General features: G+C 59.5%; 16 protein-coding genes and 2 pseudogenes. 8 read left to right on the forward strand and 10 right to left on the reverse strand.

Translation table 11 applies throughout. From position 1 onward, the window contains the following. Positions 1-74: 74 nt before the first annotated feature. Both ABIE33_RS29190 and ABIE33_RS29195 read right to left on the reverse strand, forming a co-directional pair. Positions 75-641, reverse strand: a complete 567-nt coding sequence (locus ABIE33_RS29190) for a dual specificity protein phosphatase family protein (protein ID WP_429131570.1) — start codon at positions 639-641, stop codon at positions 75-77. A gap of 225 nt (positions 642-866) precedes the next feature. Next, positions 867-2282 carry an aldehyde dehydrogenase family protein gene (locus ABIE33_RS29195; RefSeq protein ID WP_429131572.1) on the reverse strand — a complete coding sequence of 472 codons (1416 nt, stop codon included), beginning with the start codon at positions 2280-2282 and terminating at the stop codon, positions 867-869. Between the two features lie 91 nt (positions 2283-2373). Between ABIE33_RS29195 and ABIE33_RS29200 the strand changes: the two genes are divergently transcribed. The 4 genes from ABIE33_RS29200 (at position 2374) to ABIE33_RS29215 (ending at position 6198) form a co-directional block, all read left to right on the forward strand. Then, the gene (locus ABIE33_RS29200) at positions 2374-3267 is read left to right on the forward strand and encodes a LysR family transcriptional regulator (RefSeq protein WP_429131574.1); all 894 of its coding nucleotides are present in this window, start codon (positions 2374-2376) and stop codon (positions 3265-3267) included. Between the two features lie 192 nt (positions 3268-3459). Next, positions 3460-3927: a hypothetical protein gene (locus tag ABIE33_RS29205; protein ID WP_429131576.1), complete on the forward strand. Its 468-nt coding sequence runs from the start codon at positions 3460-3462 to the stop codon at positions 3925-3927. A 107-nt stretch (positions 3928-4034) separates the two neighbouring features. Next, positions 4035-5507, forward strand: a complete 1473-nt coding sequence (locus ABIE33_RS29210; RefSeq protein WP_429131578.1) for a nucleobase:cation symporter-2 family protein — start codon at positions 4035-4037, stop codon at positions 5505-5507. Positions 5508-5592: 85 nt separating this feature from the next. Further along, positions 5593-6198, forward strand: a complete 606-nt coding sequence (locus ABIE33_RS29215; RefSeq protein ID WP_429131581.1) for a nucleoside deaminase — start codon at positions 5593-5595, stop codon at positions 6196-6198. Between the two features lie 135 nt (positions 6199-6333). Here the strand turns inward: ABIE33_RS29215 and ABIE33_RS29220 are convergent. Further along, a pseudogene (locus ABIE33_RS29220) lies at positions 6334-6731 on the reverse strand (hypothetical protein); the annotation flags it as partial. A gap of 178 nt (positions 6732-6909) precedes the next feature. Between ABIE33_RS29220 and ABIE33_RS29225 the strand changes: the two are divergent. Both ABIE33_RS29225 and ABIE33_RS29230 read left to right on the forward strand, forming a co-directional pair. Further along, complete coding sequence (locus ABIE33_RS29225) at positions 6910-8244, forward strand: tlde1 domain-containing protein (RefSeq protein ID WP_429131583.1); 1335 nt, start codon at positions 6910-6912, stop codon at positions 8242-8244. A 221-nt stretch (positions 8245-8465) separates the two neighbouring features. Continuing rightward, entirely contained in the window at positions 8466-8732 is a 267-nt protein-coding gene (locus ABIE33_RS29230) for a DUF2277 domain-containing protein (RefSeq protein ID WP_429131585.1), read from the forward strand. A 322-nt stretch (positions 8733-9054) separates the two neighbouring features. On the opposite strand, the gene ABIE33_RS29235 is transcribed toward ABIE33_RS29230, so the two are convergent. Then, on the reverse strand, positions 9055-9612 hold the full coding sequence (locus tag ABIE33_RS29235) for an esterase/lipase family protein (RefSeq protein WP_429131587.1): 558 nt from the start codon (positions 9610-9612) through the stop codon (positions 9055-9057). Positions 9613-9782: 170 nt separating this feature from the next. Between ABIE33_RS29235 and ABIE33_RS29240 the strand changes: the two genes are divergently transcribed. Then, the gene (locus ABIE33_RS29240; RefSeq protein ID WP_429131589.1) at positions 9783-10244 is read left to right on the forward strand and encodes a MarR family winged helix-turn-helix transcriptional regulator; all 462 of its coding nucleotides are present in this window, start codon (positions 9783-9785) and stop codon (positions 10242-10244) included. Here the strand turns inward: ABIE33_RS29240 and ABIE33_RS29245 are convergent. Beyond that, entirely contained in the window at positions 10207-10890 is a 684-nt protein-coding gene (locus ABIE33_RS29245; protein ID WP_429131591.1) for an efflux RND transporter permease subunit, read from the reverse strand. The two genes, ABIE33_RS29240 and ABIE33_RS29245, sit on opposite strands and share 38 nt — an antisense overlap. 43 nt (positions 10891-10933) lie before the next feature. Here ABIE33_RS29245 and ABIE33_RS29250 point away from each other — a divergent pair. Then, positions 10934-11068: pseudogene (locus ABIE33_RS29250) on the forward strand (IS110 family transposase); the annotation flags it as partial. A gap of 79 nt (positions 11069-11147) precedes the next feature. Here the strand turns inward: ABIE33_RS29250 and ABIE33_RS29255 are convergent. The 5 genes from ABIE33_RS29255 to ABIE33_RS29275 all read right to left on the reverse strand — a co-directional run bounded on the left by ABIE33_RS29255 (position 11148) and on the right by ABIE33_RS29275 (position 25210). Further along, entirely contained in the window at positions 11148-11570 is a 423-nt protein-coding gene (locus tag ABIE33_RS29255) for a type II TA system antitoxin MqsA family protein (RefSeq protein WP_429131593.1), read from the reverse strand. A gap of 702 nt (positions 11571-12272) precedes the next feature. Then, entirely contained in the window at positions 12273-13604 is a 1332-nt protein-coding gene (locus ABIE33_RS29260; protein ID WP_429131594.1) for an HlyD family type I secretion periplasmic adaptor subunit, read from the reverse strand. Between the two features lie 18 nt (positions 13605-13622). Then, the gene (locus ABIE33_RS29265) at positions 13623-16127 is read right to left on the reverse strand and encodes a calcium-binding protein (protein WP_429131595.1); all 2505 of its coding nucleotides are present in this window, start codon (positions 16125-16127) and stop codon (positions 13623-13625) included. Further along, complete coding sequence (locus tag ABIE33_RS29270; protein ID WP_429131596.1) at positions 16124-17878, reverse strand: type I secretion system permease/ATPase; 1755 nt, start codon at positions 17876-17878, stop codon at positions 16124-16126. The genes ABIE33_RS29265 and ABIE33_RS29270 overlap by 4 nt, the downstream gene beginning before the upstream one ends. A gap of 69 nt (positions 17879-17947) precedes the next feature. Then, positions 17948-25210: a peroxidase family protein gene (locus ABIE33_RS29275; protein ID WP_429131597.1), complete on the reverse strand. Its 7263-nt coding sequence runs from the start codon at positions 25208-25210 to the stop codon at positions 17948-17950. Between the last annotated feature and the right edge of the window lie 425 nt (positions 25211-25635).

Genomic DNA, 25635 nt, shown 5'->3' on the forward strand with positions numbered 1-25635 from the left:
ACAGAAACGCTCTATCTCTTTGTTTCCAAGCATTTCCTGACGAAAAGTCGCTTGGCACTTTTCCTGGAAATGCTCTAACCGGCCAGGCCGAAGGCTTTCTCCAACTTCTCCCAGTTCTCGTCCATCGCGTAGCTTGGCGAGAGGTACGGAATCCCGATGTGCCCGAAGCGGATCGACAGCTGCTTTTCCGCGGTCTCTTCGTCGGCCCTGGCGATTTGCTGGAGATAGATGACCGAAGCAAGCCCTGTGCGGTCGGCACCCGACCGGCAGTGAATGAGGGCCGGTTTGGGAACATCACGCAGCAGCGAAACAAGGATCAAGGTATGATCGAGCGTCATCTCCCGGCTCGAGGACATCCTGAAGTCCACATGTTTCACACCGAGCGCTGCGGCTGTTGCCACCTCATCGCGATACCAGGCCGCGCCGTTGTCGACACCACGAAGGTTGACGATCGACTTGATGCCATACCGCTTGGCATAGTCGGCGATCTGCGCCGACGTCGGCTGGTTCGAACGGTAGAGCTCACCCGGAACGACCTCATGAAAGTTACCGGAAAGCTGGATTCCTCCGAGGTACCCGCCGATGATCAATGCGGCCGAGAGCGTTGCCCACAGAATTGGTTTGATGGATCCAATGTTCATCCAATGTGCTCCTTTTCAAGCACCATGGATGCAACCACTGACATGAACCTGAACGCCAATGTGACCAATGTTCGCCCGCAGTGGCTGCCCATTGGAAGCGGGAGGCGGCGTCGTCGCTGCTTGCGAAGCGATCCGTTCCGGCGGTATCCAAATGATAAGCGTCGAGCAGGACGATCAGCGCCGCTCGAGGTCGAGACAGACCTCGAAACGGCGCTACCGATTGCCTCACGCAAGGACCGCCTTGGGTTCAAGATGAGCCTCGAGGCCCACGACGCCGCGTTCGCGGCCGATGCCCGACTGCTTGAACCCACCGAAGGGTGCCAGGGGCTCGTGGGGTGCTCCGTTGATCACGACGCGCCCGGCCTCCAGGCGCGCGGCAACCCGCCGCGCCCGCCCGGGATCGGACGACAGGACATAGGATTGCAAGCCGTAGCTCGTGTCGTTGGCAATGGCGATGGCGTCCTCCTCAGTGGCGTATCCGATCACGCTCAGCACAGGTCCGAAGATTTCCTCGCGTGCGATCCGCATGTCGTTGGTGACGTTGGCAAAGACGGTCGGCCGTACGAACCAGCCGCGATCGAGGCCTTCGGGCCGACCCTCTCCGCCGACCAGCAGCGTCGCGCCTTCCTCCTGTCCAAGCCTCAGATAGGATTGCACCCGATCCCACTGCTGGCCGCTGACCATCGGACCGACGGAAACCTCGGGATCGGTCGGATCGCCAGCGCGAACCGCCTCGACCTCGGCCTTCAGGCGGGCCAAAGTCTCTGCCATTCGGCTTTCCGGAACGAGAACCCGCGTCCCCGCAACACAGGCCTGACCGCTGTTCATGAAACCGGACGCCACCACCACCGGGATCGCCTCATCGAGATCGGCGTCGTCGAGGATAATCTGCGGCCCCTTGCCACCGAGCTCCAGCGTCACGCGCTTCATCGTTTCGGCCGCCGAACGCAGGATCGACCGGCCAACTGCGGTTGAACCGGTGAATGTTACCTTGGCGATGTCGGGGTGGGAGCTAAACTCCGCGCCGACGACATCGCCCCGTCCGGTGACGATATTGAACAGACCTGCAGGAGCGCCCGCCTCATGCAGCGCCTCGGTGACGATCTGGGTCTGGATCGCGCTCATTTCGCTGGGTTTGATCACGATAGTACAGCCGGCCGCGATAGCCATCGCCATCTTGCCGCAGATAAAACTGGCATTGCTGTTCCAGGGCGTGATCGCCGCAACGACGCCCAAGGGCATCATGCGCACTTCAGCACGGCCGATGGTCTGGTCGAAATCGTAAGCCTCAAGCGTTTCCGCCGCCTCCAGAAAGGCGGTTGCCGCCATGCTCGCCATCCATCCCGCGCGGCTCTTCGGTGCGCCATATTCCTCAACGACGGCGTCAAGCTGGTCGTCGAACCGGGCGGCAACCGCGTCATGGAAGCGGCGCAGCAGGGCGACCCGCTCCTCCTTGCTGGTCTGCGACCACGCGGGCAGCGCGCGTTTCGCGGCAGTGATTGCGGCGCGGGCGTCCTCGACGTCGCCCAGGCGCACCGCGCCGATCACTTGTTCGGTAGACGGGTTGAAAAGCTCGAACCGCTCGGTCCCGTGCGGTGTGACGAAGGCGCCGTCGATATAGATCTCGTTGATATCACGCATAGTCGTTCTCCTAACTAAACGGGATGTAGCGCCTTTCAATTGCGTGTATAAGTCCACGAAAGAGGCGCAAAATGTCCCGGAAACCAGCACAATGAATCGCAGCGGTCTGATTGAACTGGAAGCCGTGGTGGCGGTGGCTCGACGTGGTGGATTTCGCGCCGCCGCCCGCGACCTCGGCATGTCCTCCTCGGCACTCAGCCACGCGGTCGCGGGTCTCGAGGCCCGGCTTGGCGTACGCCTGTTCGATCGCACCACCCGCAGCGTTTCCCTGTCGGCGGCGGGTGAACAGTTCATCGCGGAGGTCGCTCCGGCCCTTTCGCAAATCCATGCCGCCATCGAGAATGTCGATCAGCACCGCGAGCGGCCTTCCGGCACGCTGCGGTTGAACACGTCGCTCGGCGCAGGGCGGATGATCCTGTCCCCGCTCATCCTCGAATATCTCCGGCGCCATCCGGAGATGAAGGTCGAATTGGTTACCGACAATCGGCTGATCGATCTGGTGGAGGAAGGTTTCGACGCCGGCTTCCGCCTTCAGGAAAGCTTGCCGGCGGACATGATCGCCGTGCCGTTCAGCCGGACGATCCGTTCCATCGTTGTCGGGTCGCCCGCCTATTTTGCAGGCCGCGAACACCCGCGCGTGCCCGCCGATTTGCTGCGTCACGTCTGCATCCGCATGCGCATGGCCTCCGGTTCGATCTATCGCTGGGAGTTCGAGAAGCGCGGCGAGGCGGTGGAGATTGACGTTCCCGGCGTCCTGACGCTCGACGAAACCGCATTGATGCACGAGGCGGTTCTCGCCGGCGCGGGACTGTTGCTGATCACGCAGGACTTGGTGGCCGAAGATCTGGCGACGGGACGGCTGATCCAGGTGCTTGATGATTGGACCCCGGCGTATCCCGGCCTCAGTCTCTACTATCCCGGGCGGCGGCACGCGCCCGCCAAGCTGCGCGCCTTCATCGATCTCGTGAAGGAACGATCTCGATGAGCGATATCGTCTCCTTGGCCCTCTTGACAGTATCTATAAAAACATTGCATCGTTAATTGAAGCGTAGGCTTATGCCTCGCAAGAATTGCCCCGTTCAACCCACGTTGATGACGATCCGGAGTTCGCACCTCCTGGAACAGGGTCCTAGCGAAACTGGCCGATTGCCAGTTCAACTATGGAGCTGGTGGGGGCATGGAAACCGATATTCCCTTTCGCAATATCTTTTGCTTTGATCATCGTTGGGAGACCCCATGCGAAGATGGGTTAATCTATGGCTATCATTGCGTTACCTGTCGCAACGGAAGCCAGTCTGACGCAGGTTACAAGGTCTCCGCCAATAGCGACGTGGTCGCATCAGAGCTGATCGACGCCTACTCAAAGCGCGTCACAAGCATTGCGCGGTCCGCGGTTGCCAATGAAATTGGCGACAGTCTCTTTTCGGCTCACGGCATCGGGATCCGTTCCATTGAGGATGGTAAAACTACCTCGCCGCCCGCCCCCTTCGATGGCCCGGTTCGCCTCTTAGAGAGCGCAGCGACGCTGGGCACCGCTCCTGAAAATCCGTTCGGGCACCCCGCCCCTGTTGCGCAACGACACGATTCTCGTGCGCGTTCCAGCAACGACGACGGCAATCGGCAACGATCTCTGCTTCAGGCATGAGCCAATGCTCGGCACGGGCCTGTGCCCCGATGGCACTGCCGCAGTGCCTGATCGAAATGGGGTTCAACGCAAAGCGCAACACTCGCAAAGGAATGGAGGAGTTTACCTTGGCAAATAGAGAAGAGGGAAGTGTATCAAACCGGCGCCCGGAAGACGAAAAGCTCAGCATCGGCGCCAACATCGCATATGGGCTGCAACACGTTCTGACGATGTACGGCGGCATAGTCGCCGTACCGCTTATTGTCGGTCAGGCAGCGGGGCTCAGCCCAGGTGACATCGGCCTGTTGGTGACGGCGTCGCTTTTTGCCGGTGGTCTGGCCACCATCTTGCAAACATTGGGATTGCCATTTTTCGGGAGCCGTCTGCCGCTTGTACAGGGCGTCTCGTTCTCGGGGGTTGCGACAATGGTCGCAATTTCCGGCAATGGGGGAATTCCGTCGATTCTGGGCGCCGTTATCGCGGCTTCTTTGATCGGGCTGATGATTACGCCTGTATTCTCACGGATTACCCGTTTCTTCCCGCCCCTTGTCACCGGAATCGTCATCACCACCATTGGACTGACGTTGATGCCGGTTGCCGCGTTCTGGGCAATGGGTGGCAACAATAGTTCACCCGATTTCGGGAGTCCGGCAAATATCCAGCTGGCCGCTACCACGCTCGCCATTGTTCTCCTGCTCAGCAAACTCGGAAGCGCATCGGTTTCAAGGCTCTCCATCCTGCTTGCGCTCGTGATCGGAACAGCCGTCGCCTATGCCGTCGGCATGACGGACTTTTCGCAAGTGGCAAATGGCCCCTTCTTCGCCCTGCCGACGATATTTCATTTCGGCTACCCCACCTTCGAGATCGCCGCCATCGTCTCGATGCTAATCGTCATCATCGTAACGCTCGTCGAGACATCGGCCGACATTTTCGCCGTTGGCGAGATCGTCGAAACAAAGGTCGATTCCCGCCGCCTGGGCGATGGTCTTCGAGCCGATATGCTGTCGAGCATTCTCGCACCGATCTTCGGTTCGTTTACACAGAGCGCCTTTGCGCAAAACGTCGGACTTGTCGCCGTAACCGGCGTGAAGAGCCGCTATGTGGTGGCGACAGGCGGCCTTTTCCTCGTCGTCCTCGGCCTTCTGCCTGTCATGGGACGCGTTGTTGCAGCGGTGCCAAGTTCCGTTCTCGGCGGGGCCGGCCTCGTCCTTTTCGGTACGGTCGCGGCAAGTGGCATACGCACACTCTCCAAGGTCGACTACCACAACAACATGAATTTGATCATCGTCGCGACGTCGATCGGTTGCGGCATGATCCCCATCGCGTCACCGGGATTCTACGAGCACTTCCCGGCCTGGGTTGCGACGATCTTTCATTCCGGGATCAGTTCCGCTGCTTTGATGGCGATTGTCCTCAACCTGCTGTTCAACCATTTCAAAGCAGGAAATGCCGATCAGCAGTCAGTGTTTGTGGCGGGGACAGAACGGACGATCCGCTACAAGGACATCGTGCGGCTTCGCGACGGTGACTACTTCCTCAACGGCAAGCTTTATGACGAAAAAGGCATCGAAATACCGATGGTTCCCGAGGGCGCTCATTGAGCATTGCTTTGAAAAAGCGTTCCGGAACGAAGTCCAATCTTTGGAATGGATCAAATTTATCCCCGACATTTCAAGGAGATGAAGAATGTCAGAAGAAATCGAAACGACGCGTCTGCTCGAGGCCCTGCTCACCACCATGGAGGCTGGCATCATCCCCGCCACGGAGGCCGGCGTTGCGGCCGGCAACAAGATCTTCGGAGCGGCGCTGCTGCGGAAATCGGACCTTTCGACCGTGCTTGTCGAAACCAACAACGAAACCGAGAACCCGTTGTGGCACGGGGAGGTTCACACCCTGAAGCGCTTCTATGAGATGACCGGATCCGAGCGGCCGGATACGACAGATCTCATTTTCCTATCGACACATGAGCCTTGCTCGATGTGCCTTTCGGCGATCACCTGGGCGGGATTCGACAACTTCTTCTACTTCTTTAGCCACGAAGATTCCCGGGATGCGTTTTCCATTCCGCACGATTTGAAGATTCTGAAGGAAGTCTTCACGCTGGAGCCAGGGGGCTACAATCGGTCGAACTCATTCTGGAAAGGACAGTCGATCATGGGGCTGATCGATCGGCTTTCGGAGCCACAGCATTCTCGCTTGAAGGAAAGAGCATCGGCAATAGGCCGCAAATACGACGACCTCTCTGCTGTCTATCAAGCCAGCAAGGGGGGCAATGCAATTCCCCTCAACTAGAGCGTTTCCAGGAAAAGCGCGAAGCGGTTTTCCGTCAGGAAATGCGTAGAAAAGAGCTTAGAGCGTTTCTGGGAAGCGCTCGAGGTGTGAGTTTTCAGGAGGTTGTCCATTCGGAGCGGATTTAGGAGACTGGAGCTACCGCACCTCAGTTTCCAGGATCGCTCCGAATGAACATCCACAAGAATGCCCGACTGACGCCGATGCGTCGATCAGGAAGGCCGCAACGGCGGCGGCGAACAGAAAGCCGGCAAAGATGCCGATGGTGAGGCCGAAACTCCGTTCCACCACAAGCCCTGTCAACGATGGGGCAAGCAAACCGCCGAGCCGGGCCGCGGCTCTTCCATGCCCATACCGGCTGCCCGCGATGCCGTCGGGTGGAGTTCCGGCTTAAGGGCATAGAGAGCACCCCAGGCACCGAGCAAGGCGAAGCTCATGATCAGCAACGAGGCGCCGATCAGCACGGGCATTCCGGGCATGACCAACAGCAGGCATCCCAGCCCCGACAGGACACAGAAGCCTATCGGAGGTCGGCCAGCGGACGCCTTGAAGCCAGTTCGGATCGATCGCGGTTTATGGAAAGCAAAATTTAACCATACTTGTTCATTCTTTGTCGATCCGTCGTCAAAAAAGGGACAATCCGGGAATTCGCGCAGCGGTGGTCGCTCGTCGGCCTGAGGACGTTTGCGAGATGTACTGGCTTGAGATGCGTTGTTGAGTAAGGTCGTTCGTTCACAGTCTTTGCGCCGCCTGTTGCGTCCATTGCTGATCACCTGTTGCGGCATCGCCCTTGCCGGCGCGGCTGTGGGATCCGTGGCCGGTGCAGTCGCGATGGGCAGTTATTTCGGTCACGGTTCGGGCAACCTCCTGCCCAAACCACAGCTCTATGCGACGCAGCACAAAAAAGAGCGTCCATGGGTCAAGCAGGCAAGGGTCGAACAGACGCCGAGGCTGGTCGCCGTGGCCGAGCCCGTCGAGCTCGCTAGCCTTAGCGGCGCCGAAGGGAAACTCCCCCGCAGTGTCAATATCTTTGGAGATGCCGAGACGAGTGGCAAGGCTGCACGCTTCACTCCCGTGGCGAAGCAGGCTGCATTGACATCCGAGCAGCTCGCCCGCCACTTCAAGGCTTCTCATTCCATCACGCCGCGCCGCGCGATCGCCAGTATCGACGCGCCTGCGCCGGAACGGTTCGGGCCACCGCGCGCCGTAGCGACCGACAAGCCCTTGGTCTCGTTGGCCTATGCGGGCCCCTCCCAGAGCGCAACGGACAGCGCTGTATTTTCGGCGTTGCTGACGGTACCAATGGAGGACAACCTCGCGGCCTCGCAGGATCCGAACGCCGAAGATGAGGCCGCTGCCCTGCCAGACTTTGAGGATACGCCGCCCTCCGGACCGCTACCACAGTTCCGTCCCGGCGCCGATCAAGTCCAAAAGCCCGCCGCTGAAGCGGCGAAATCCGAGACGAGGCGGGCCCAGGACGATGCAGCGCCGAAGGCCGATCAACGCGAAACGCAAAAGCAGCAAAAACTTGCCTTTGTGCGGCCGGACAATCCGGCCGACAACAGATCCCGCAGTGGTCTGGGGACGCTGCGCAACCTATTCGGCGGCGGAACCCGGGCAGGAAATGGCGTCGCGGTCTACGACATCACCGCCGCGAAGGTATACATGCCCGACGGCAGTGTGCTCGAGGCCCATTCCGGCATCGGCAAGATGGCCGATAATCCGCGTTACGTGAATGTCAAGATGACCGGCCCCACCCCACCGCACACCTACAATCTCAAGATGCGCGAAACGCGCTTCCATGGGGTCGAGGCGATCCGCATGCTGCCTGTCGACGGAAAGAACAAGCACGGCCGCGACGGTTTCCTGACGCACAGCTACCTGCTGCGCGGCGGCCGGGCGGAATCGCACGGCTGCGTCGCCTTCAAGGATTACGCGCGTTTCCTCACGGCGTTCAAAAAAGGCAAGGTCAGGCAGATCGTCGTGGTTCCAAGCGGCGGGCGCGCGGCCGGCATGTATATGGCATCGAACGGAAAGAACACCTTGTAGCCCCGCGACAGTCGAGTGGTTGAGCGAAGACATCGTGACGAAGGCCTTTCGTCAGCGAGGTGTGGGCATTAAGATCTCGCCTTCTAGAGCAATTCCAGGAAAGTGCGAAACGGTTGTCCGTCCGGAATTGCGTCATTTCAAAGAGCTAGATTATTCCACTGTTTCAACGAAACAATGGAATAATCTAGACACGCGAGAACAAAGCGGACCGGGAGCCAGCCATGTGCCGAAACATCAAACCGCTGTTCAATTTCGACCCTCCAGCGACTGACGCGGAGATCCATGACGCCGCGGTGCAGTTCGTGCGCAAGCTGAGCGGAACCACCAAACCGTCCAAACGCAATCAGGCGGCCTTCGTGCACGCGGTCGACTCGATCGCGGCATGCGCCCGAGAATTGCTCGTTTCGCTTGAGACCTCGCAGCCCCCACGCAACCGCGAAGAAGAAGCAGCCAAGGCCCGCGCCAGAATGGCGATCCGGTTCGCCTGACCAGAACACCAACAGCCTGGCGTAGGCTTGGATCTGCTCGCGTTGCCTCGCGACAGACCACCCGGCAAGTCGCTCCGCTCAGGCAAGGGATGACATGCAACTCGCCAAAAAGTATCGAGATCCAGCCGTCTTCGGTGTGCTGGCGGGCTTCGCGCTCCATACCGATGTCTGCCTTGCAGAGCGGTGCTGTCTATAACCGGCCCGACCCATGAGACGAGCCGCTGTCTTTGAAACGCCGCGAACGATACAAGCAGCCTCAGCGAGGCGAATGCATTCCCGCCAAGCAGTCGGGATTTGCGAAGCCGCCCGTTAGCATTCCAAGTCAGGCAGTGCGCCCAAGCTTGGTTAAATTCGCAATGTCGATCAAATTGCGCGCAGTCTTCGACATGAAGGCCGCGATCTCGGCATCGACGTCAGCGGCAAACGATGCGGCGAACTTTGCCTTGTCGAGGAACAGGAAACCATCGACCGGCGGCAGGATCGGCGGCACCGGGGCGCCGGCCGGCGGATTGGCGATGAGCGACGAGGCGGACTCGCCCCTGTCCGGGGCAAACGCGGCGATATAGACGACCGATTGCACCTTCTCATGGGTGCCGGCTTCGCTGATGACGACGCCGCCATAGGAATGGCCGACCAGCACCACCGGTCCGTCAAGCTTGTCGATTGCCTGCCGGGTGGCAGCGACGTCGTCGGAAAGCGAGGTCGTCGGGTTCTGGACGATGCTGACGGTGTAGCCGTCCTTCTTCAGGAGGTCGTAGACGCCCTTCCAGCCGGCGCCATCGACGAAACCGCCATGGACGAGGACGACGTTCTTTGCCGCCGCGTCAGCGGCGGAAGCGGTGGTGCCGGTGGCGGCCAGCGAGCGAGGCGGCGGCGGCAAGCAGCGATGTCTTCAACATGTGCGTTACTCCTTGGTTTGTTGGCTCAATATTTATTATCGCGATAATCATTAGATATACCTCACCCAATCGCCTGTCCAGCATTTTATTATCGCAATAATGATTTCTGTGCTAAGCTCATGAAAAGCCACAGACTTAAATGGAGACCACCATGACCGAACCCGCACCGCTTCCGCTCGACAGCCAGCTCTGCTTCTCGATCTACTCGACGGCGATCGCCATCAATCGCGCCTACAAGCCGATGCTGGACGCGCTCGGCGTCACCTACACCCAGTATCTCGCGCTCAGCACCCTGTGGGAACAGGACGGCCTGAGCATCTCGGCGATTGCCGACCGGCTTTGTCTGGAGCCGAGCACCATCACCCCGGCGGTCAAGCGGCTCGAGGCGGCCGGTTTCCTCTCAAGACGTAGAAGCACGGTCGACGAACGGCTGGTCGAGGTCTTCCTGACCGAAAAGGGCAAGGAGCTTCACCCCAAGACCGCATGCCTCACCGACACGCTGCTCAGGCGATCCGGATTTACCGTACCGCAGATGATCGAGCTCAACGAAAAGGTTCAGATGCTGCGCGACGGCCTCACCCGCGAAGAAGAAACGACGCGATCCGACGCGTGAGCTTTGAAGGAGATACGGGCGAAACAGAGGCGGCGGATCGACGAGTAAAGAGGACTGCTCCGTCGCACCGACACGTTGCGCGACCATCGTCACGAGCGGGCTGCAACGGCTCCCTGGGACGCCGCATTCGTGCAGTCAACTTCACGCAGTCCTCGGCCAACAGGTAGAGCGCCGGTATTGTCACCAATGACAACAGCGTGGAAAAGGTCCGTCCTCCCATCACCACGATCGCCATGGGCGCGCGGATTGCCGCACCGCCGCCGAGCGCGAGTGAGCTTGGCACCATGCCCGCGGTCATGGCAATCGTCGTCATGATGATCGGCCTCGCGCGTGTTCGGCAGGCGTGAACGATGGCGTCTCGCGCCGTCATCCCATGTCGGATCCCTTCCTCGGCAAAATCCACCAGCATGATACCGTTCTTGGCAACGATACCCATCAGCATCAGGATGCCGATGACGACAGGCAGGTTTACCGTCGTCGCGGTCGCGAACATCGCGAGGATGGCGCCGGTCAGCGACAGCGGCAGCGACAGCGGCAGCGACAGCATGATGACAAGGGGTTGCCGAAGGGCACTGAACAGCAGAACGAGGATGGCCAACATGAACACGAGCCCGAGGCCCAGCGCCGCGACGAAGCCGCCGAGCACTTCGCGATCTCAATTCGATGCGCAGCAAGCGCGTTTGGCATGGCAAGCGCGCGTCAAAGGGTTCGACAGCAGGCTGACGCGCACGCTTGTCGCGGCCCGCACCCGATTGGTCCGCATGACCATTGATCTGGCAAATCAAATCCGCGGTTTCATGATGACCTTTGGCCTGGTCGTCCCCACGCCAGTTTGGCTCCTCTCGCAGTCGATCGATGTCGGAGATTGGGAGAGCCGCGGAGTTTCAATCTACGGCAAGCGCTCTACTCTGCTGGCAGGACTGGGCACGCTGCCCGAACTTCCGACAGCAAGTCTGGATGCCGATCCAGGATGCAGAGCAGTTTTACCAAAGGCACTGACGGTTTCGACCTGCCCGTTTCGAAAGACGAAAACGCATTTACGCCAACACCAAATACCTCAGCTGCCTCACGCTGACCAAGTTTAAGCTTCCTACGAACAGTAACTATGAAGCAAGGGTCGACATGCTCCAGATCCACTTTTCTCTTGAACTCGAGCATTGTCCTGACAACCCGCCGCCCGTCAGCATCATCCGGAACGACTTCATTGCATTGCCCGCAGAAGCGACCGGTGACATTCTCTATAAGAACGCTGTCACCTCTGTAGTCATAGGAAATGTTCCGTGTATCTCGGACAAGCGCATCTGCGCCACAGTAGGAGCATTCCATCACCCATTCCCCTGAACGAAGTCGCAATGCTGTTTAGGCGATCGCAGCTGAAGTATCGCACATGTGCAGTTTTACCTTTTCGAATTGGACGGCATGTGCCGAACCCGGCGAACGGCATGGTCCTCTGCGATCGACTATAAATCGTCGCCGCTCAGTTAAGTACCGTCCACTGCCTCCACGTATCGAGTATTTCGGGCGCGCATCGCTCGCCCCCTGGTCGCCGACCATCAAGGCCCGCTTCGACCCGGCGCCTTAAGAAACCACGTGAGTTTCGTCTCGGTGTCCCGGCAGAGCCCTTCGAATTCACAGATCAGACCTTGACGCGGATTTGGCTCGTCTCGCAATCGCTGCAGCTCCGAAGAGGCGGCGTTGAAGGCCAGCCAGAAGTCCAGAAAAACTTCCAGAGCTGGCCGGCGCGCAGGGATAGGCTGCGTTGTTAACGACAAAATCTGGGTCTGGAGAGTCCTCTTGGTCGTCATCGTTGCAATACCGAAACAAGACTGCTCAGCATCGTGCGATCGGTTCAGCATGGTGTCAAAGGCCTGAAGTCGCACCACTATTTGGACTAAAGTCCAGTCAAGCATATCCCGTGACAGTCCGGCGACAGACGGTCATCCCAAGGATGTCGCGGAAACAGCCTTGGGATGACCCCGTCCCCGAACCGAGGCACGTCACGCCCCGGCGCGGAAGGTCGAAAATTGTTCACTGTTCTCGAAAGGCCCGGCTGAATTGGTCGGTGAGCGGCTTCGATAGGAACGACAGCGCTGTTCTTTGCTCCGTTGAAACGAAAACCTCCACCGGCATGCCGGGCAACAGTTTGTTGTCGCCGAGCTTGGCCAATTCCACTTGGCTAACCCCGACGTCTGCCAGGTAATAGGTCTCGCCTGAGCTCGGGTCATTGCTCGTTGCAGCCGACACATAGGTGATGTGCCCGGAAAGCTCCGGAGTAGTGCGCTGATTGAATGCCGAGAAGCGAAGCTTCGCGACCTGACCGGAAAACACCTGATCGATATCCGTGGGAGAAAGCCGGGCCTGTATCTTAAGTGCTGCATCGGTAGGGACAAGCGTGACCAGCCTTTCCGCTGGTGTAATCACCCCACCGATCGTGTGGACGAAAAGCTCGTTCACGGTTCCCGACAAAGGGGCACGTATATCGGTGCGTTGCAATCGATCTTCGACAGCCACCTTTCGTTCACTCAGCTCCGAGATCTTCTGTTCGACGGTCGTTAGATCACGCTGTGCTTCGGTTCGAGCGGCCTCGTCGATGGCAATGATCTGGAGCTCGATTTCACTGGTTCTGGCCTTGGACCGCGCGATGTTGGCTTGTATCTCGCCGTACTCGCCAGTGATCTTCGCCATTTCGCGATCGATGATGTACTTGCGCGAGCTCTCGAGCAGGTTCTTGTCGGTGAGGCGCTTGATCTTCTTGTGCTCGGTCTTAATCAGCGCCAGTTCGTCCTGCTTTGCCGAGAGCTGAACCTTCAAGCCATTGACTTCCTCTTCCAGTTGGGAAATCCCCAACTGCAGCTGTTGCTTCTGGCTTTCCCGGTTCTGGCGGTTCCCGTAGAAAAGCCGCGCCTCACCCATGAAGACCGTCGGAACCACAGTCATCGCTTCACTGAACTCTGCTCCGAACTGCAATTCGGCCACATTGTCCCGCTCGGCGACAAGGCGGGTCTTTCGCGCCGCCAGTTCGACGAGCTGATTCTTGACAATGGAAAGTTCGGCTCGAGTTTGTACGTCATCAAGCCGCAACATGATGTCGCCTTTTCTGACTGCGTCGCCTTCCTTGATCAGGATCTCGCTGACGATGCCGCCGTCGCGATGCTGTATTGCCTTCAGGTTCTGATCGACCTTGACCATTCCCGCCGCAACGATCGCACCTGTAAGCTGGGCCGTGGCGGCCCATCCGCCGGCGCCGGCAAAAAGCAGAACCCCAAGCATCGCGCCGGCGATGACCCGGAAGGTAACCGGGAAGGCGGCGTCTGGCTCATCGTCTCCGATGGCTGGAGGATTTCGTTGTGATTTCAGCATTTTGTTTCCCTCCCCAGTTTATATTTGAGCGGTCTCGACGACCACCAACATGTGATGACCGCTCAAAGTGACAGCCACCTCGTATTCCTGGTCATTGTCGGTATCGAATTCGATCAGCGTTATGCCGTCTTCCTCTGTCCCCTCATGCCGCATCCTGATGGGGAGAGCATCTTCATCGACATCCTGCCCATAGACAGCCTCGAAGTGATCCTCGAGATTATCGACGATCTCCTCGAATATCTGATACCGGGACATTTCGATCCGATCCCCGACCATGAAATCGAGGATGTGATGGATGGCGTCGCTGGTCGATGAGCCGGGCGGCACACTGAAACGGAAGATGTCATCGCCGCTGCCTCCCTCAAGGATCAAGGCGGTTTGACCGACGTGGAAGACATCCGCCTGGGCGCTGCCCACGATCTGTTCAAAGCTCGTGACAGCGTCGGTGCCGATATCGACACCGGTCGCAACGCCGGTCGTAAGGTCGATCATCACCCCGTGCGTTGCTGCGGAATAATTCAGGGTGTCCAAACCCGATTGGCCGTTATAATGATCGTCGGCGCTGTCAGCCGCAGCCATGACGGTATCGTTTCCCGCCCCAGCCGAAACGACATCTGCACCTGCTCCATCGTCAATAGTATCGTCGCCGGTTCCCGTGGCGATCGTCTCGGCGTTGTTACTGCCGATCACGCTGTCATCACCTTGACCTGTCAGGACCACCTCGAAATTCAAGACCGTGTCTTCGCCGACGTCTTCGCCCGAGGCTTTGCCCTCGCTAAGGTCGATGTCGATCGACCGTGACAAGCTGGAATAATCGAGCGTGTCGGTGCCACCTCCGCCATCGTAAAGATCTGGGAGAACATCCCCTCCAACATCTCTAATCGTGTCATTGCCGGCGCCCGTGACGATTGTCTCGGCCTCAATGCCGGCGATCACGCTGTCATCCCCCTGACCGGTCACGACCACCTCAAAATTCGAAACGGTATCTTCGCCAATTTCCTCACCTGAGGCTTTGCCGTCGCCCAGGTCGATGGCGACTGATTGTGACGCGCTGGAATAATCAAGCGTGTCGGAGCCCTCTCCGCCATCATATTGGTCCGATACGAGATCCAACTCGCCGGCAATCGTGTCGTTACCAGCACCCCCTATGACGATATCCTGGTCGGCCCCCCCCACCAGAACGTCGGCGCCGTCATCCCCGAAAAGATGATCCTTGCCCGCTTGCCCGAGCAGGGTATCGTTACCGCTACCGCCGGACAGGCGATCGTCTCCGCTACCCCCGTCGATGGCGTCGTTGCCTTCATCACCGGCAACCAAGTCGTTTCCGTCGCCGCCGAAGGCCAAGTCGTCGTCAGCGCCTCCATGAAGGGCATCGTCTCCCTCATCCCCAGACAGGATATCGCGCCCCTCTTCGCCAAACAGACGGTCATTGCCGCTGCCGCCGTGGATCTGATCGTCGCCTGTACCGCCGAAGACGACGTCGTTTCCGATCCCTGCGAAAATAATGTCGTTGCCCCCGCCCGCGACGATGTTGTCGTTGCCTTCGCCACCATCCACCGTGTCGGCACCACCTCGGGCATCGATGCTGTCATCGCCCGCCCTGCCGTCGATGGCATCACCGCAATTGGTGCCGAGCAGCAGATCGTCCCCCGTCGTCCCGACGATTGGCGGGGCGTTGACCACCGAAAAATACGCGGTCTGGCTAATCGAAAGCTGGCCATCTGTGATCTGGTAGGTAATCGTGACCGGACCAAGCTCTGTCCAATCGTAAAGCCAACCTTCTGCGGTCGCCGTGACCGTGCCGGATGTCACGACGATATCCGTGACGGAAAGCGTATTGCCGTCCGGATCGGACGCACCGCGCAATAGATCCGAAAGAGCGATGACGACCGCCGCGCAACCTGAAACATCTTTCAGCGTGACCGAGCCGTTCACGCGCGGTGCGCGGTTAACGGGATCGTTATCTTCGTTGTCGTCATCATCATCATCGTCGTCATCATCGCCCGGCTTATCGTCTTCGTCTCCCTTCGTCGGGAAAGATCCGACGGGAGGGACGCCAGTAGAAGACCCCGGCGCGACATTGTCGTTTGATGCCCTCAAGACGGGCGATGGACTTCCCGGCTCCCAACGCTCGGACATCGAGGTTGAGAAATCGTCCAGCTGGAATGAGAGCGGTCGAATGTCGACGGCATCCATCTCTTCGTTCTGGCTGTTATAGTTCCGCATTGCGCCGCCAGCCTTCTTTTTGGCAGGCGCTTCCGGTTCCTCGTCCTTGACTTCTTCAGGCTTGTTCTCCGCCACCAACTGCAATGGGGCTATATCCTCCTGTGGCTCCTTGGCTTGCGGACGCTCCTCCACCGGCTCTGACGCCGTGCTGAAGGCGCTCTTCAGATAAAGCGCTATGCCGGTCAGAAACATCGCGATAACAGCCGGCGCTCTCGACGGCGCTTCCTCGTTCTTCAGGCTGTAGCGCTGGTGCGGGTCTTCCTCTTTGACCGTTTTTGTTCCCTTTGCCTCGATCATTCCGACACCTTTGACGTCATGCGCGCGGGTAGTGCGGGTCGGCCACCGGCGTCCCCGATCGCGGCTGGTTTCAGGATTTCGTTCTTGGGCCCAAACGCCACCAGCTTGCCGTTTTGAACCACGGCAATCAGGTCGCAGGCGGTCAGCGCGCTCGGACGATGGGCAATGACAACGGCAATTCCGTTGCGCGCGCGCACCGCTTGTATGGCCTGGGTCAGTGCGGACTCGCCTTCTCCGTCAAGATTGGAATTGGGCTCGTCCATGACGACGATGAAAGGATTGCGGTACAATGCGCGTGCAAGCGCGATCCGCTGTCTCTGACCGGCGGACAGGGATGCGCCCTGGGGCCCGAGTGCCGTGCGGTAGCCATCCGGCAGACGCACGATCATTTCATGAATTCCAGTGGTCTGCGCAGCTTCCACGATTGCCCGTGCATCGACATCAGGGTCAAGCCGGGAAATGTTCTCCTCAACCGTGGCATCCAAGAGCGCCACGTCTTGCGGAAGATATCCGATGTGCTGCCCGAGACAGCTGTCTGACCATTGCGTCAGCTCCGCATCATCCAACCGAACACCACCGCGAAGGGGTGGCCAGATCCCGGTCAGCGCACGCGCGAGCGTCGTCTTGCCACCGCCGCTCGGACCGATGATGCCCAATACCTGGCCGGCTTCGATGTCGAAGCTGACGTCAGTCAGAAGAACGCGACCGGAACCGGGGGCTGCGACCGTGAGCTTTTCGACCTTCAAGGTCTTCGAAGGGGGAGGTAGATCCATCGGCGCAACAGCAGCCGTCAATGCGACCACCGTTTCCTTGAGACGACCGAAGGCGGTTCGTGCTGTCACGAAACTCTTCCAGTTGCCGACAGCAAGATCGACCGGTGCAAGGGCACGCGCCGAGGCAACTGACGCAGCGATGATGGCGCCGGCAGACATTTCCCCCTGGATCGTCAGCCACGCCCCCAGGCCCAGAACCGCAGACTGCAATACCATCCGAAGCACACGGGAAATCGCCCCAAAGGTGCCGCTGATGTCGTTCGTCCGGGTTTGAAGCGCCAGATGTTCCTTGTTGGCAACATTGAACCGGTTCACCGCACGCGGAGCAAAGCCCATGGCCTTCAACACCTCGGCATTGCGGGTGTTTGAATCGGCAATGGCATTTCGCTCAATGCCGGCCTTGTGCGTGGCGGCGGCCCATCTGCGCGTCATCACCTCGGTCAGGATGGCGAGGATCGTGAGGACAAAAGCGCCGCCAAATGTCAGAGCGCCCAGATAGGGATGCAGCATGTAGACGAAGATCAGGTAGAGCGGCATCCAGGGAAGGTCGAAAAAGGCGATCGGCCCCTGGCTGCCGAGAAATCCCCTGACCGTATCGACGTCACGGCCGCGCTCGAGAGCCTCTGCCGTCGAGAAGCCGAAACGAGGCATGTCGATCGCAACCTCATGCGCCAGCGGAGCGATCTTTGCATCGAGCCTTGCTCCGACACGCACCAGTATCTGCGACCGGATGATGTCGAAGAACCCCTGGAACAGATAGAGCCCGATCGCGAGGATCGAGAGCCCCAGCAGGGTTGGGATGCTACCGCTGGTCAAAGCCCGGTCGTAGATCTGCAGCATGTAGAAGGAGCCGGTCAGCGCCAGAATGTTGATTATTCCGGAAGTGATGAAGAGAAAGAGAAATATTCCTTTGAATCTCTGCGTAAGCTTCTCGGCGTTCTTGCGTTTCGTGCCAGTCAATGGGGTCTTTGTGCGCATGATACTCACCAATCCGCGTTTGATGGAGTAGGCCGGCGCGCCCTTTGTCGGCGCGCCGGAAAACGCTGGTTACAAGTTGAAGTCAGAACCGGTGAGGTTGTGGTTCCCCTTGATGTTCAGGCGGAACTCTGCGGCTCCGTCACTGTCGACGCTACCCGAGACGACGGTGTAATCGCCATCGGCCCTGGTTTCATGGGTCACGGCGAGTTGTGCCGGACCACTTAGATTGGCCCCCGAGACCAGGGTGAAGGACTGATTTCCCGCCACCCCGTTGTTGGCATCGGTGCCGCTGAGGTCGATCTTGTCACCGGCCTGGAAGCTGGTGATCGTATCGCCATCGGCATTGGCTTCCGACAGGAACCGGAAGGTATCGTTGCCGGCTCCGCCTTCGATGACGTTGACGAAGGCGTTGGCGACAATCGTGTCGTTGCCCGAACCGGTCACGACATTTTCGATGCCCCACAGGGTATCCTGTCCGGTTTGGCTACTGGACACGCTCCCCTGGCTCATGAAGCCCGAGCCGATATCGACAGTCAGATTGGCGGTTATGGCCGACATGTCCAAAGTGTCGTTGCCGGCATCGCCGTAGTAGATGTCGTCCCCGTCATCCTTGGCCGCCACGATGATATCGTCTCCGGCACCCCCGGATACGAAGTCGCTGCCGGCACCGGTCTGGATCATGTCATTCCCGGCATCGGCAAAGATACGGTCCGATCCCGCATCGCCGTAGAGCATGTCATTGCCCTCACCACCGAGAATGTCATCGTTGCCCTCACCGCCGAAGACCAGGTCGTTTCCGCCGCCGGACGTGATGAAGTCGTTGCCTTCATCGCCTCTGATGACGTCTGCACCCTCGCCGCCAATGACGGTGTCATTGCCTGCAAGAGCAACGATCGTTTCCGCGTTTGCGGTACCAAGCAGCACATCTGCGCTGGCTGTACCGGCGATCGGCGATCCTGCGGAGGGAGCAGGCGTGTTCGGTGTTTCACCGGCATCGTCCTCCGTCCCTGTGATCTGCGGCCCGCCTCCTTCTTGCTTTTTAAACGTGACGGAGTTCGTGCCGTTGCTGACAGTGACATTGCCATTGGCCTCAGTGGTCACGAAGTCAGTCAGCGCGCCCCCGAGTTCGATCACGTCCTGCGAACGCAGTTGGCCGATAATCGTGTCGTTACCACCATTGGACCGGAAGACGATCCGGTGCTCGGAGCTGAGCCCCGTTATGTCGACAGTGTCGTTGCCGGCATTGCCATCGATGGTAATGGTGCTGAAGTTCAGGCTGGTGAACGGCGCGTTGAAATTGCCGAACACCTGGATCGTGTCGCCATTGCTGATCCCGCCGTCAGGCGTGTTCGGATTGTTGTTGTTGTTCTGGGTCGTGTTCAGAGCGTTGACCGTGATTTCTTCAATATTGTCGAGCTCCGCAATGACTGTGGTGTTCAGCCCGACCGTTCGGGTGATGATGATCTCGGCGTCCGTCCCGGTGACTGGAACCCCCGCGGCAATGGCAGCGGCCCTTGCATAGATGCGGAACGTTTCTGCCTCACCATTACCAGTGAGCTGGAAGGTGTCGGTGCCAAGGTCGCCATCGACACGATCAAAGCCTTCGGTAGAACTCATGTTGATGATGTCGTTGCCGGTACCTGCATCGATGATGTCATTGCCAGTGCCGCCATTGATCGTGTCTCCGCCGTCGCCGGCATCGATGTTGTCATTGCCGCCTGCGCCGCTGATCGTCGTTCCCGCGGTATTGCCGATAATGATATCGGCACCGCCGCTGCCGGTGATGTTGCCGATCACGCGGTTGATGTTGACCTGCGCCGTATCGGTCAGAGCGCCGTCGGTTGCGGTGTAAACGAACGAGCCGCCTGCGCCGCCTGTGTCATTCAGAGTGATGATGCCTGCCCCAAGGACCGGAGCACTGACGCCATCCGGAGTGCTGACGCCTGTGATGGTTAGTGCAGCTCCTTCCGGGTCGGTATCGTTTGCGAGCAGGGCTGCGTGAGAGATCGTGAAATTCACACCCTGTGCGACATTGGTGATGACCGTATCGGTGTTTACGGACGGAGCATCGTTGACTGCGTTCACCGTGACCGTGGTGGTCGCGACAGCGCTGGTCAAAAGGCCGTCATTGACGGTGACCTGGATGGTACGAGCGCCTGCAGTGGGGTTGTCCGAGTTGTTGCCATATCGCACCTGTTGGATCGCAGTGCGATAGTTTGCGATCGAAGACGTGCCGGAGAGCGTCAAGGTGATCTGGCCGGCAACCGAAGTGTCCACCGCTGCGGTAATGCCCCCAGGCAGGGCGCCTTGCGTCGACAAGACGTCACCGGCGCTGGCATTGGTCAGCACAACCCGGGCAGACGCCAGGGTCGTACCGTCGTCGGTGATGACAGGGCCAAGCGCAACGGCAACGGCAGGGGCATTTTCAGTGTAGCTCGTTTGGTAGTTGTTCCCGGGCGCGCCAGCCACCGGCGTGATTGTATCGACCTCGGTTTGGATGTTAACGTTGTCGATGAAGAGGTTTTCACCGCCTTCGTAAGTCCCTGCGGCTCTGAAGCGGATCTGAGTATTCGCGCCGATCAAGCCCACAGGGATTGGTGCGGTAAAGACGTTCGTTTGATTGCCACCGACGGTTCCAAGCTCAGTCCACGCGCCATTGGTGGTGTTGCGAACTTCGACCACGACGTTCTCGCCGCCATCCAGGTCGTCTGCTACATAATTAAAGCTCAGCGTCGCCCTGGTAATGCCTGTCAGATTGACAGCACGCGCAAGGGTCTCATTGCCATCGGTGCCTTCGATGAATTGTAGTCTGCCATTAGCGAGACTGACACTGACATCACCCCCCGTGGCGCCGCCGGTATCGTTGGCCTCGACCCAGGGCCCGCCCCAGCTCGAAGTGCCGTCGTTGTTCGTGTAAGCGGCGGCGGTAAAGGTGTCGCGATAGGCCTGTGCGACCGTCGTGGTGGTCGTGGTGGTCGAGGGGCCGTGCAGATCAAGCGTCGGCGCCTGTAGCGAGATGTCCTGGTCGGTGAAATCCAGAAGCTCGACATTGCGGATCGTGTCCGTACCGTCGGTCGCCAATCCGCGGGCATGGGCAACTGTGACCGTGCCGTTGGAGTTGAAGGTGATGTCGTAGTCTGCACGGACCCCTGAGAAGACGGCCGTGTCGATATCGGCAATTCCGTCGCTATCGGGCTGGTCGTTGCTGTCGCGGATTGTCCGCACGATAGCCAGCTGACCCGGATTGATGGTGCCGGCGAACATGGCGGCGGCGAGCGTCGTCATGCTGTTGTGCAGGACAGGGGTGCCTGTATGTTCGGGATCATTGGCGGCATAGACGCCGATCTGAACGTCGAGCCATTTGTCGCCGTCGATGATGTCGTCGCCGGCGTTGCCGATGATACGGTCGCTGCCGTCGCCGCCGAGAATGATATCTCCGCCGTCGAACGAGGTGACGCCAGCGCCAAGCAGCGCCTGCAGACCGTTGACGAGAGCGATACCTTGGGCATCAAGCCCGCTGCCGAGGTAACCAGTGGTCCCACCCTGGCTGAGCGGAGCGCGATCGGCCGCAACGTCTTCGGTGCCGGCCAGGACGTCGTTGAACCTCGTTCCGGAGAGACCTTCTACCGATTCAAATTCATCGAGCGCGGCATTCTCCGGCAGAACCGGTGCCTCGTCGAAGATGATCGGGATCGACAGGTCGGCGTTCACCCCACGCGCGTTGTCCTTGTAGGTCGCCCAGTCAAAGCCGGACATACCCACCATCTTGCCGCGGCCGGCACTGCCGACCATGATGTCGTCGCCGCCTTCCCCGATGAACTCGTCGAAGCCGCCATCGCCGAGGAACACGTCGTGTCCGTCAACGCCGTCATGGGCAAAGACTTCGTCGAAGTTGTCGCCAGGCGCACCGTCGAATGTGCCGGTTTCAATCCAGTCGTTGCCCTCGTTGCCGAGGATGCGTTCGGCGTTCTTGTTACCGTAGATGAAGTCGTTGCCGGTTCCGGCGAAGACTTCCGAACCCATGTCGGTGCCGAGGAAGATGAAATCCTGGCCGTCATTGCCCATGACCAGGTCGAGACCGGGGCCCGCGTGAACGACGTCATTGCCGGCGCCTGCCTTGATGTTGTCGTCACCGCCGGAGTCGACGATGATATCGTCGCCTGCCCCGGCATTGATGATGTCGTTGCCGAAGCCACCTTCCAGCCGGTCGTTGCCGCCGTCGCCGTAAAGCGTATCGTCACCGATACCAGCGATCAGGATGTCGTTCTGCTCCGTGCCGCCGAGGACGACGTGGTCGCCACCGGTGTACTTGAGGTAGTTGGTGTCGGGACCGGCTGTCGCCGGATTGTTGCGCACGACCAGCGGCGTCAGAATACCACCGCCGGTGGGGTCGTTTCCGAGATTGTCGGCGCTTTCGTCGACGTTAGTGGTCAGCGGGTTGTCGTCCATGATGCCGTCCGCGCCAGCCGTCTCGCCGAGGCCGGGGTTATACTGCTTGGTCCGGTCGATCTCGAGAATGAGGCCGGGCGTCGAGAAGACGTCGGACGGAAGATGCGTCGCGTCGGTATTGCGCATGATCATGGCTGCGAAGGAGTTGTTCTCCATCTCGCCGAAGAGATGCAGGCCATCGAGGCGCTGCAGGTAGTAGAAGCGGTCGCCGCTCTGCAGTTTCTCCATCTGGATTTCGAAGACGAAGTTGAACGTCGAGCCGAGCATGCCGCCGAACGGCATGATCTGTTCGGCAAGGCCACCGATCCACAGATCGACATCGTTGAGGCCGCCGAGCGAACCGCCGGCAAAGGCGCCGGTGGCATTGAGAAAGTCCTCCGCGTTCGCCTGAACCGCCAGCCCACCGAATGACTGGTTGAAGATCAGGGTCATGGCGGCGTCGCGCTTGCCTTCGATCGTCGTCTGGCCGGTGATCAGCGGATGCGTGCCGTAGGCGGCGATGAAGTTGATGATCGAGGCTTCATGCTTGAGATGACTGGCGAAGTCGACCCAGCTCTCATAGGGCTTGAGCAGAGAATCCTGGTTGGTGGCCGCATAAAACTGGGCGCGTGCTTCATTCAAAGTCGGCACGCCTGTGTCACGGCCACGGGCAAGGTTGATGGTCGCCAAGTCGAGCGGCAGACCTAGCAGGTTGTTGCGCAAAGCGCTGGTGACAAATTCGTCGATTTCGTTGCCGACCTGGCGTGTCATGCCGCGGATAATGGCACCGGCCGCGATATCGGCACTGGTAACCTCAGTGGTCCCATTGTTCGTGAATTGCATTGGGTTGAGGAAGCCTTCGATCAAACCGATGTGATCTTCGTTGAAGTTTTCGTCGAAGCGGTCGATGGACTCGGTGAGCATCGAGTGACCGAAGCGATAGACCACATGGGCGAACTCAGCCACGATCGATGGGTCGATGGTGACGTCGAAACCGTCCGGCACCAGGAACACGTTGATATTGGGTTGGATCTTGCGGGCAAACTCTTCAAACACGAGATGCTGGTACTGCATTTCGGTGCCGAACTTGGCAGCCTGGAACAGGCGTTCGCCGTCCCAGATGAGCCCAGTTGCGCTTGCCGGAACTTCCGTGACGTCAACAGCCAGCCATTCGTTCAGAAATGCAACGGCTTCCGCCTGCGAAGCACCATTGGTGAGCATAGCGTTGGCATCGGCCAGCACCACATCCTTGGTGTGCTGTACCAGCCGGTTGTGTTCCGAGTGGAACACGTGGTGGACGGCTGTCAGGCCGATATTTTCGTTTGCGCGACCGTCGCCAGCGATGAAGTGGGCGTCGAGCAACTCGTTGTCATACTGGCCGTCGGTCGGCGACTGGTCCGGATTGCCAAGACCAATCTCGATGTCGCCGTCGGCGAGACCGGTTGGGACCGCGTTGTGGGCGATATCGGCCAGGAAGGCATGGCCGGTCCGAACTGCCAGATGCTGCACATCGGGAAGCGTGTCCGCGTCAGGACCGTCCGCGATCAGATTAACGAGGCTGAGCGGCGCCGTCGGCGTGCCGGATGCGAGCGTTTGGGGTGAACCTGCCATGACGACCTGCGGGAAGCCGGTGTCGGGGTCCGGGATGAAATTGCCATATGCGTCGGTGGCCAGCAGCGGCAGGTTGCCGACATGAAAATCGGTCAGTTCGATGCCGAGGATGTTTCTTGCCTGCGCCTTGACGTCGGCCCAGGTGGCCATCCCTCCATTGACGCCCTCAATCAGCCGTCCGGTTGCGACCGGAACGCCGTCATCATTCAGAACATACTGGCGCAGGAAGACCTGATGAGAGGGGTGCGAGGTATAGGTCTGGTTCTGGTCGACGAAGGACGTGGTGTTGTTCACCGGACGATCCGTATCGTCCGCAGTTCCCAGCACACCATCGTTACCCGGCCCTACCAAGGTTGCGCGCGTCAGGACCATGAAGTTCGTGGTGCCGCCCGGCACATAGAGCGGATCATCCGGCATGAGCGGAATGAACACGGTGCCGCTGCCGCCTTTGGCGACCAGATCGAGCCCGTGGTCGAAGAATTGGCCGAAAAGCGTGAACCAGGAATTGAACGACGCGGACAGACCTTCGTCCGGAGCCAGGTTGGTGATCTTGACGTTCGCGCCCTCCAGTTCGATACCGTTGGTTTCGAGAAGGGTCATCAGGTCATCGTCCACGGCAGCAAGTTCCAGCCGTGCCGTGTTCAGTTCGGTAAGGGCATCCGCCGCCGCCTGCTGCAGCGCCGCGTTGTTGGGGCTGGCCGAGGCCGCCGCTGCGGCTTCTGCATAGTCGCGCTCAGCCGTTGCGACCGCTCTGAACTGCTGGACCAGCGGTTCATAGGCGGCCGAAATCGCTGCCGTGACAGCCATCTGCTCTTCCGGAGGGACGATGCCTGCCCGTTGCAGGCCGGTCAGAATGGCCGATGGGTTGCCAAGGGTCTGGTCGACGAGCAGGTTGGAGATGGTACGCACATAGGGGTCGAAGACGTCGCCGGGGCCGGAATTGCCAGGGCCGTCAGGCATGCCGGGAGTATTGTCGACCCCAGGCGTGTAGGTGATCGGAACCATCGGTGCCGGCCCAGGACCGTCGGGATCCACCATGATCGTGCGGAAATCCGTGCCCAAAGGCTCTGGGAATTCGTTGTCGGCCGCACCCCATTCCGGGTGAAGCGGGTTGTTGTAAGTGCCGTCAACCGTTCGCAGGCCCCAGGAAATATTGTAGCTCGGGATCGAGCCGTTCGGGCCGAACAGCGACTTGCCCTGAGTGCCACCTGACTGCTCGAAGAGCGCGTGATCCTCTGCGATTTTGATCTGCTTCAAGATGAAATCGAGGTCAGAACGAATGTAGGCAACCATTTCTACTCTCCCCTTGAAGCCGGCAAATGCGGCTTGGCGTGACCGGTGAAATATTATTGATGACGTCGATCGTCCCGCTGCGCGGGGTGTTGCCCGCGCATCGTCGACAGAAACATTCGCTTTATCTAATTTGCCAATAATCAACTGGTCTGGTGCCTCTTGGCCAGTTGCCTAAGTCCAGTCTTTTTTCAGACCTTGGTGCCTGCGGCGCCCATGACATTGGTCGCCTAACCCTTGGGACCAAGGTCTTAATCACAGGGCGCGGCAAGACCGCGGTTTTCGAGGTCAGGCGGTTCACACGGTGGCTTTGCCCGACGGACAATTCCTGACCGTTGTCGCACTACAAATTTAGACTTACCTAAATAAGCTCATGGACAGGAAATGGGTGTGGGCGTATATCTCCCGTCAGAGGGTGGGAGATCAAA

It is taken from the genome of Ensifer sp. 4252, assembly GCF_050434565.1.
Taxonomy (GTDB): domain Bacteria; phylum Pseudomonadota; class Alphaproteobacteria; order Rhizobiales; family Rhizobiaceae; genus Ensifer.

Coding starts and splice junctions, on each gene's coding strand:
- ABIE33_RS29260 (WP_429131594.1), bottom strand. CDS start 13,604: ATGCTGAAATCACAACGAAATCCTCCAGCCATCGGAGACGATGAGCCA.
- ABIE33_RS29195 (WP_429131572.1), bottom strand. CDS start 2,282: ATGCGTGATATCAACGAGATCTATATCGACGGCGCCTTCGTCACACCG.
- ABIE33_RS29265 (WP_429131595.1), bottom strand. CDS start 16,127: ATGATCGAGGCAAAGGGAACAAAAACGGTCAAAGAGGAAGACCCGCAC.
- ABIE33_RS29240 (WP_429131589.1), top strand. CDS start 9,783: ATGACCGAACCCGCACCGCTTCCGCTCGACAGCCAGCTCTGCTTCTCG.
- ABIE33_RS29275 (WP_429131597.1), bottom strand. CDS start 25,210: ATGGTTGCCTACATTCGTTCTGACCTCGATTTCATCTTGAAGCAGATC.
- ABIE33_RS29270 (WP_429131596.1), bottom strand. CDS start 17,878: ATGCGCACAAAGACCCCATTGACTGGCACGAAACGCAAGAACGCCGAG.
- ABIE33_RS29200 (WP_429131574.1), top strand. CDS start 2,374: ATGAATCGCAGCGGTCTGATTGAACTGGAAGCCGTGGTGGCGGTGGCT.
- ABIE33_RS29190 (WP_429131570.1), bottom strand. CDS start 641: ATGAACATTGGATCCATCAAACCAATTCTGTGGGCAACGCTCTCGGCC.
- ABIE33_RS29255 (WP_429131593.1), bottom strand. CDS start 11,570: ATGGAATGCTCCTACTGTGGCGCAGATGCGCTTGTCCGAGATACACGG.
- ABIE33_RS29205 (WP_429131576.1), top strand. CDS start 3,460: ATGGAAACCGATATTCCCTTTCGCAATATCTTTTGCTTTGATCATCGT.
- ABIE33_RS29215 (WP_429131581.1), top strand. CDS start 5,593: ATGTCAGAAGAAATCGAAACGACGCGTCTGCTCGAGGCCCTGCTCACC.
- ABIE33_RS29230 (WP_429131585.1), top strand. CDS start 8,466: ATGTGCCGAAACATCAAACCGCTGTTCAATTTCGACCCTCCAGCGACT.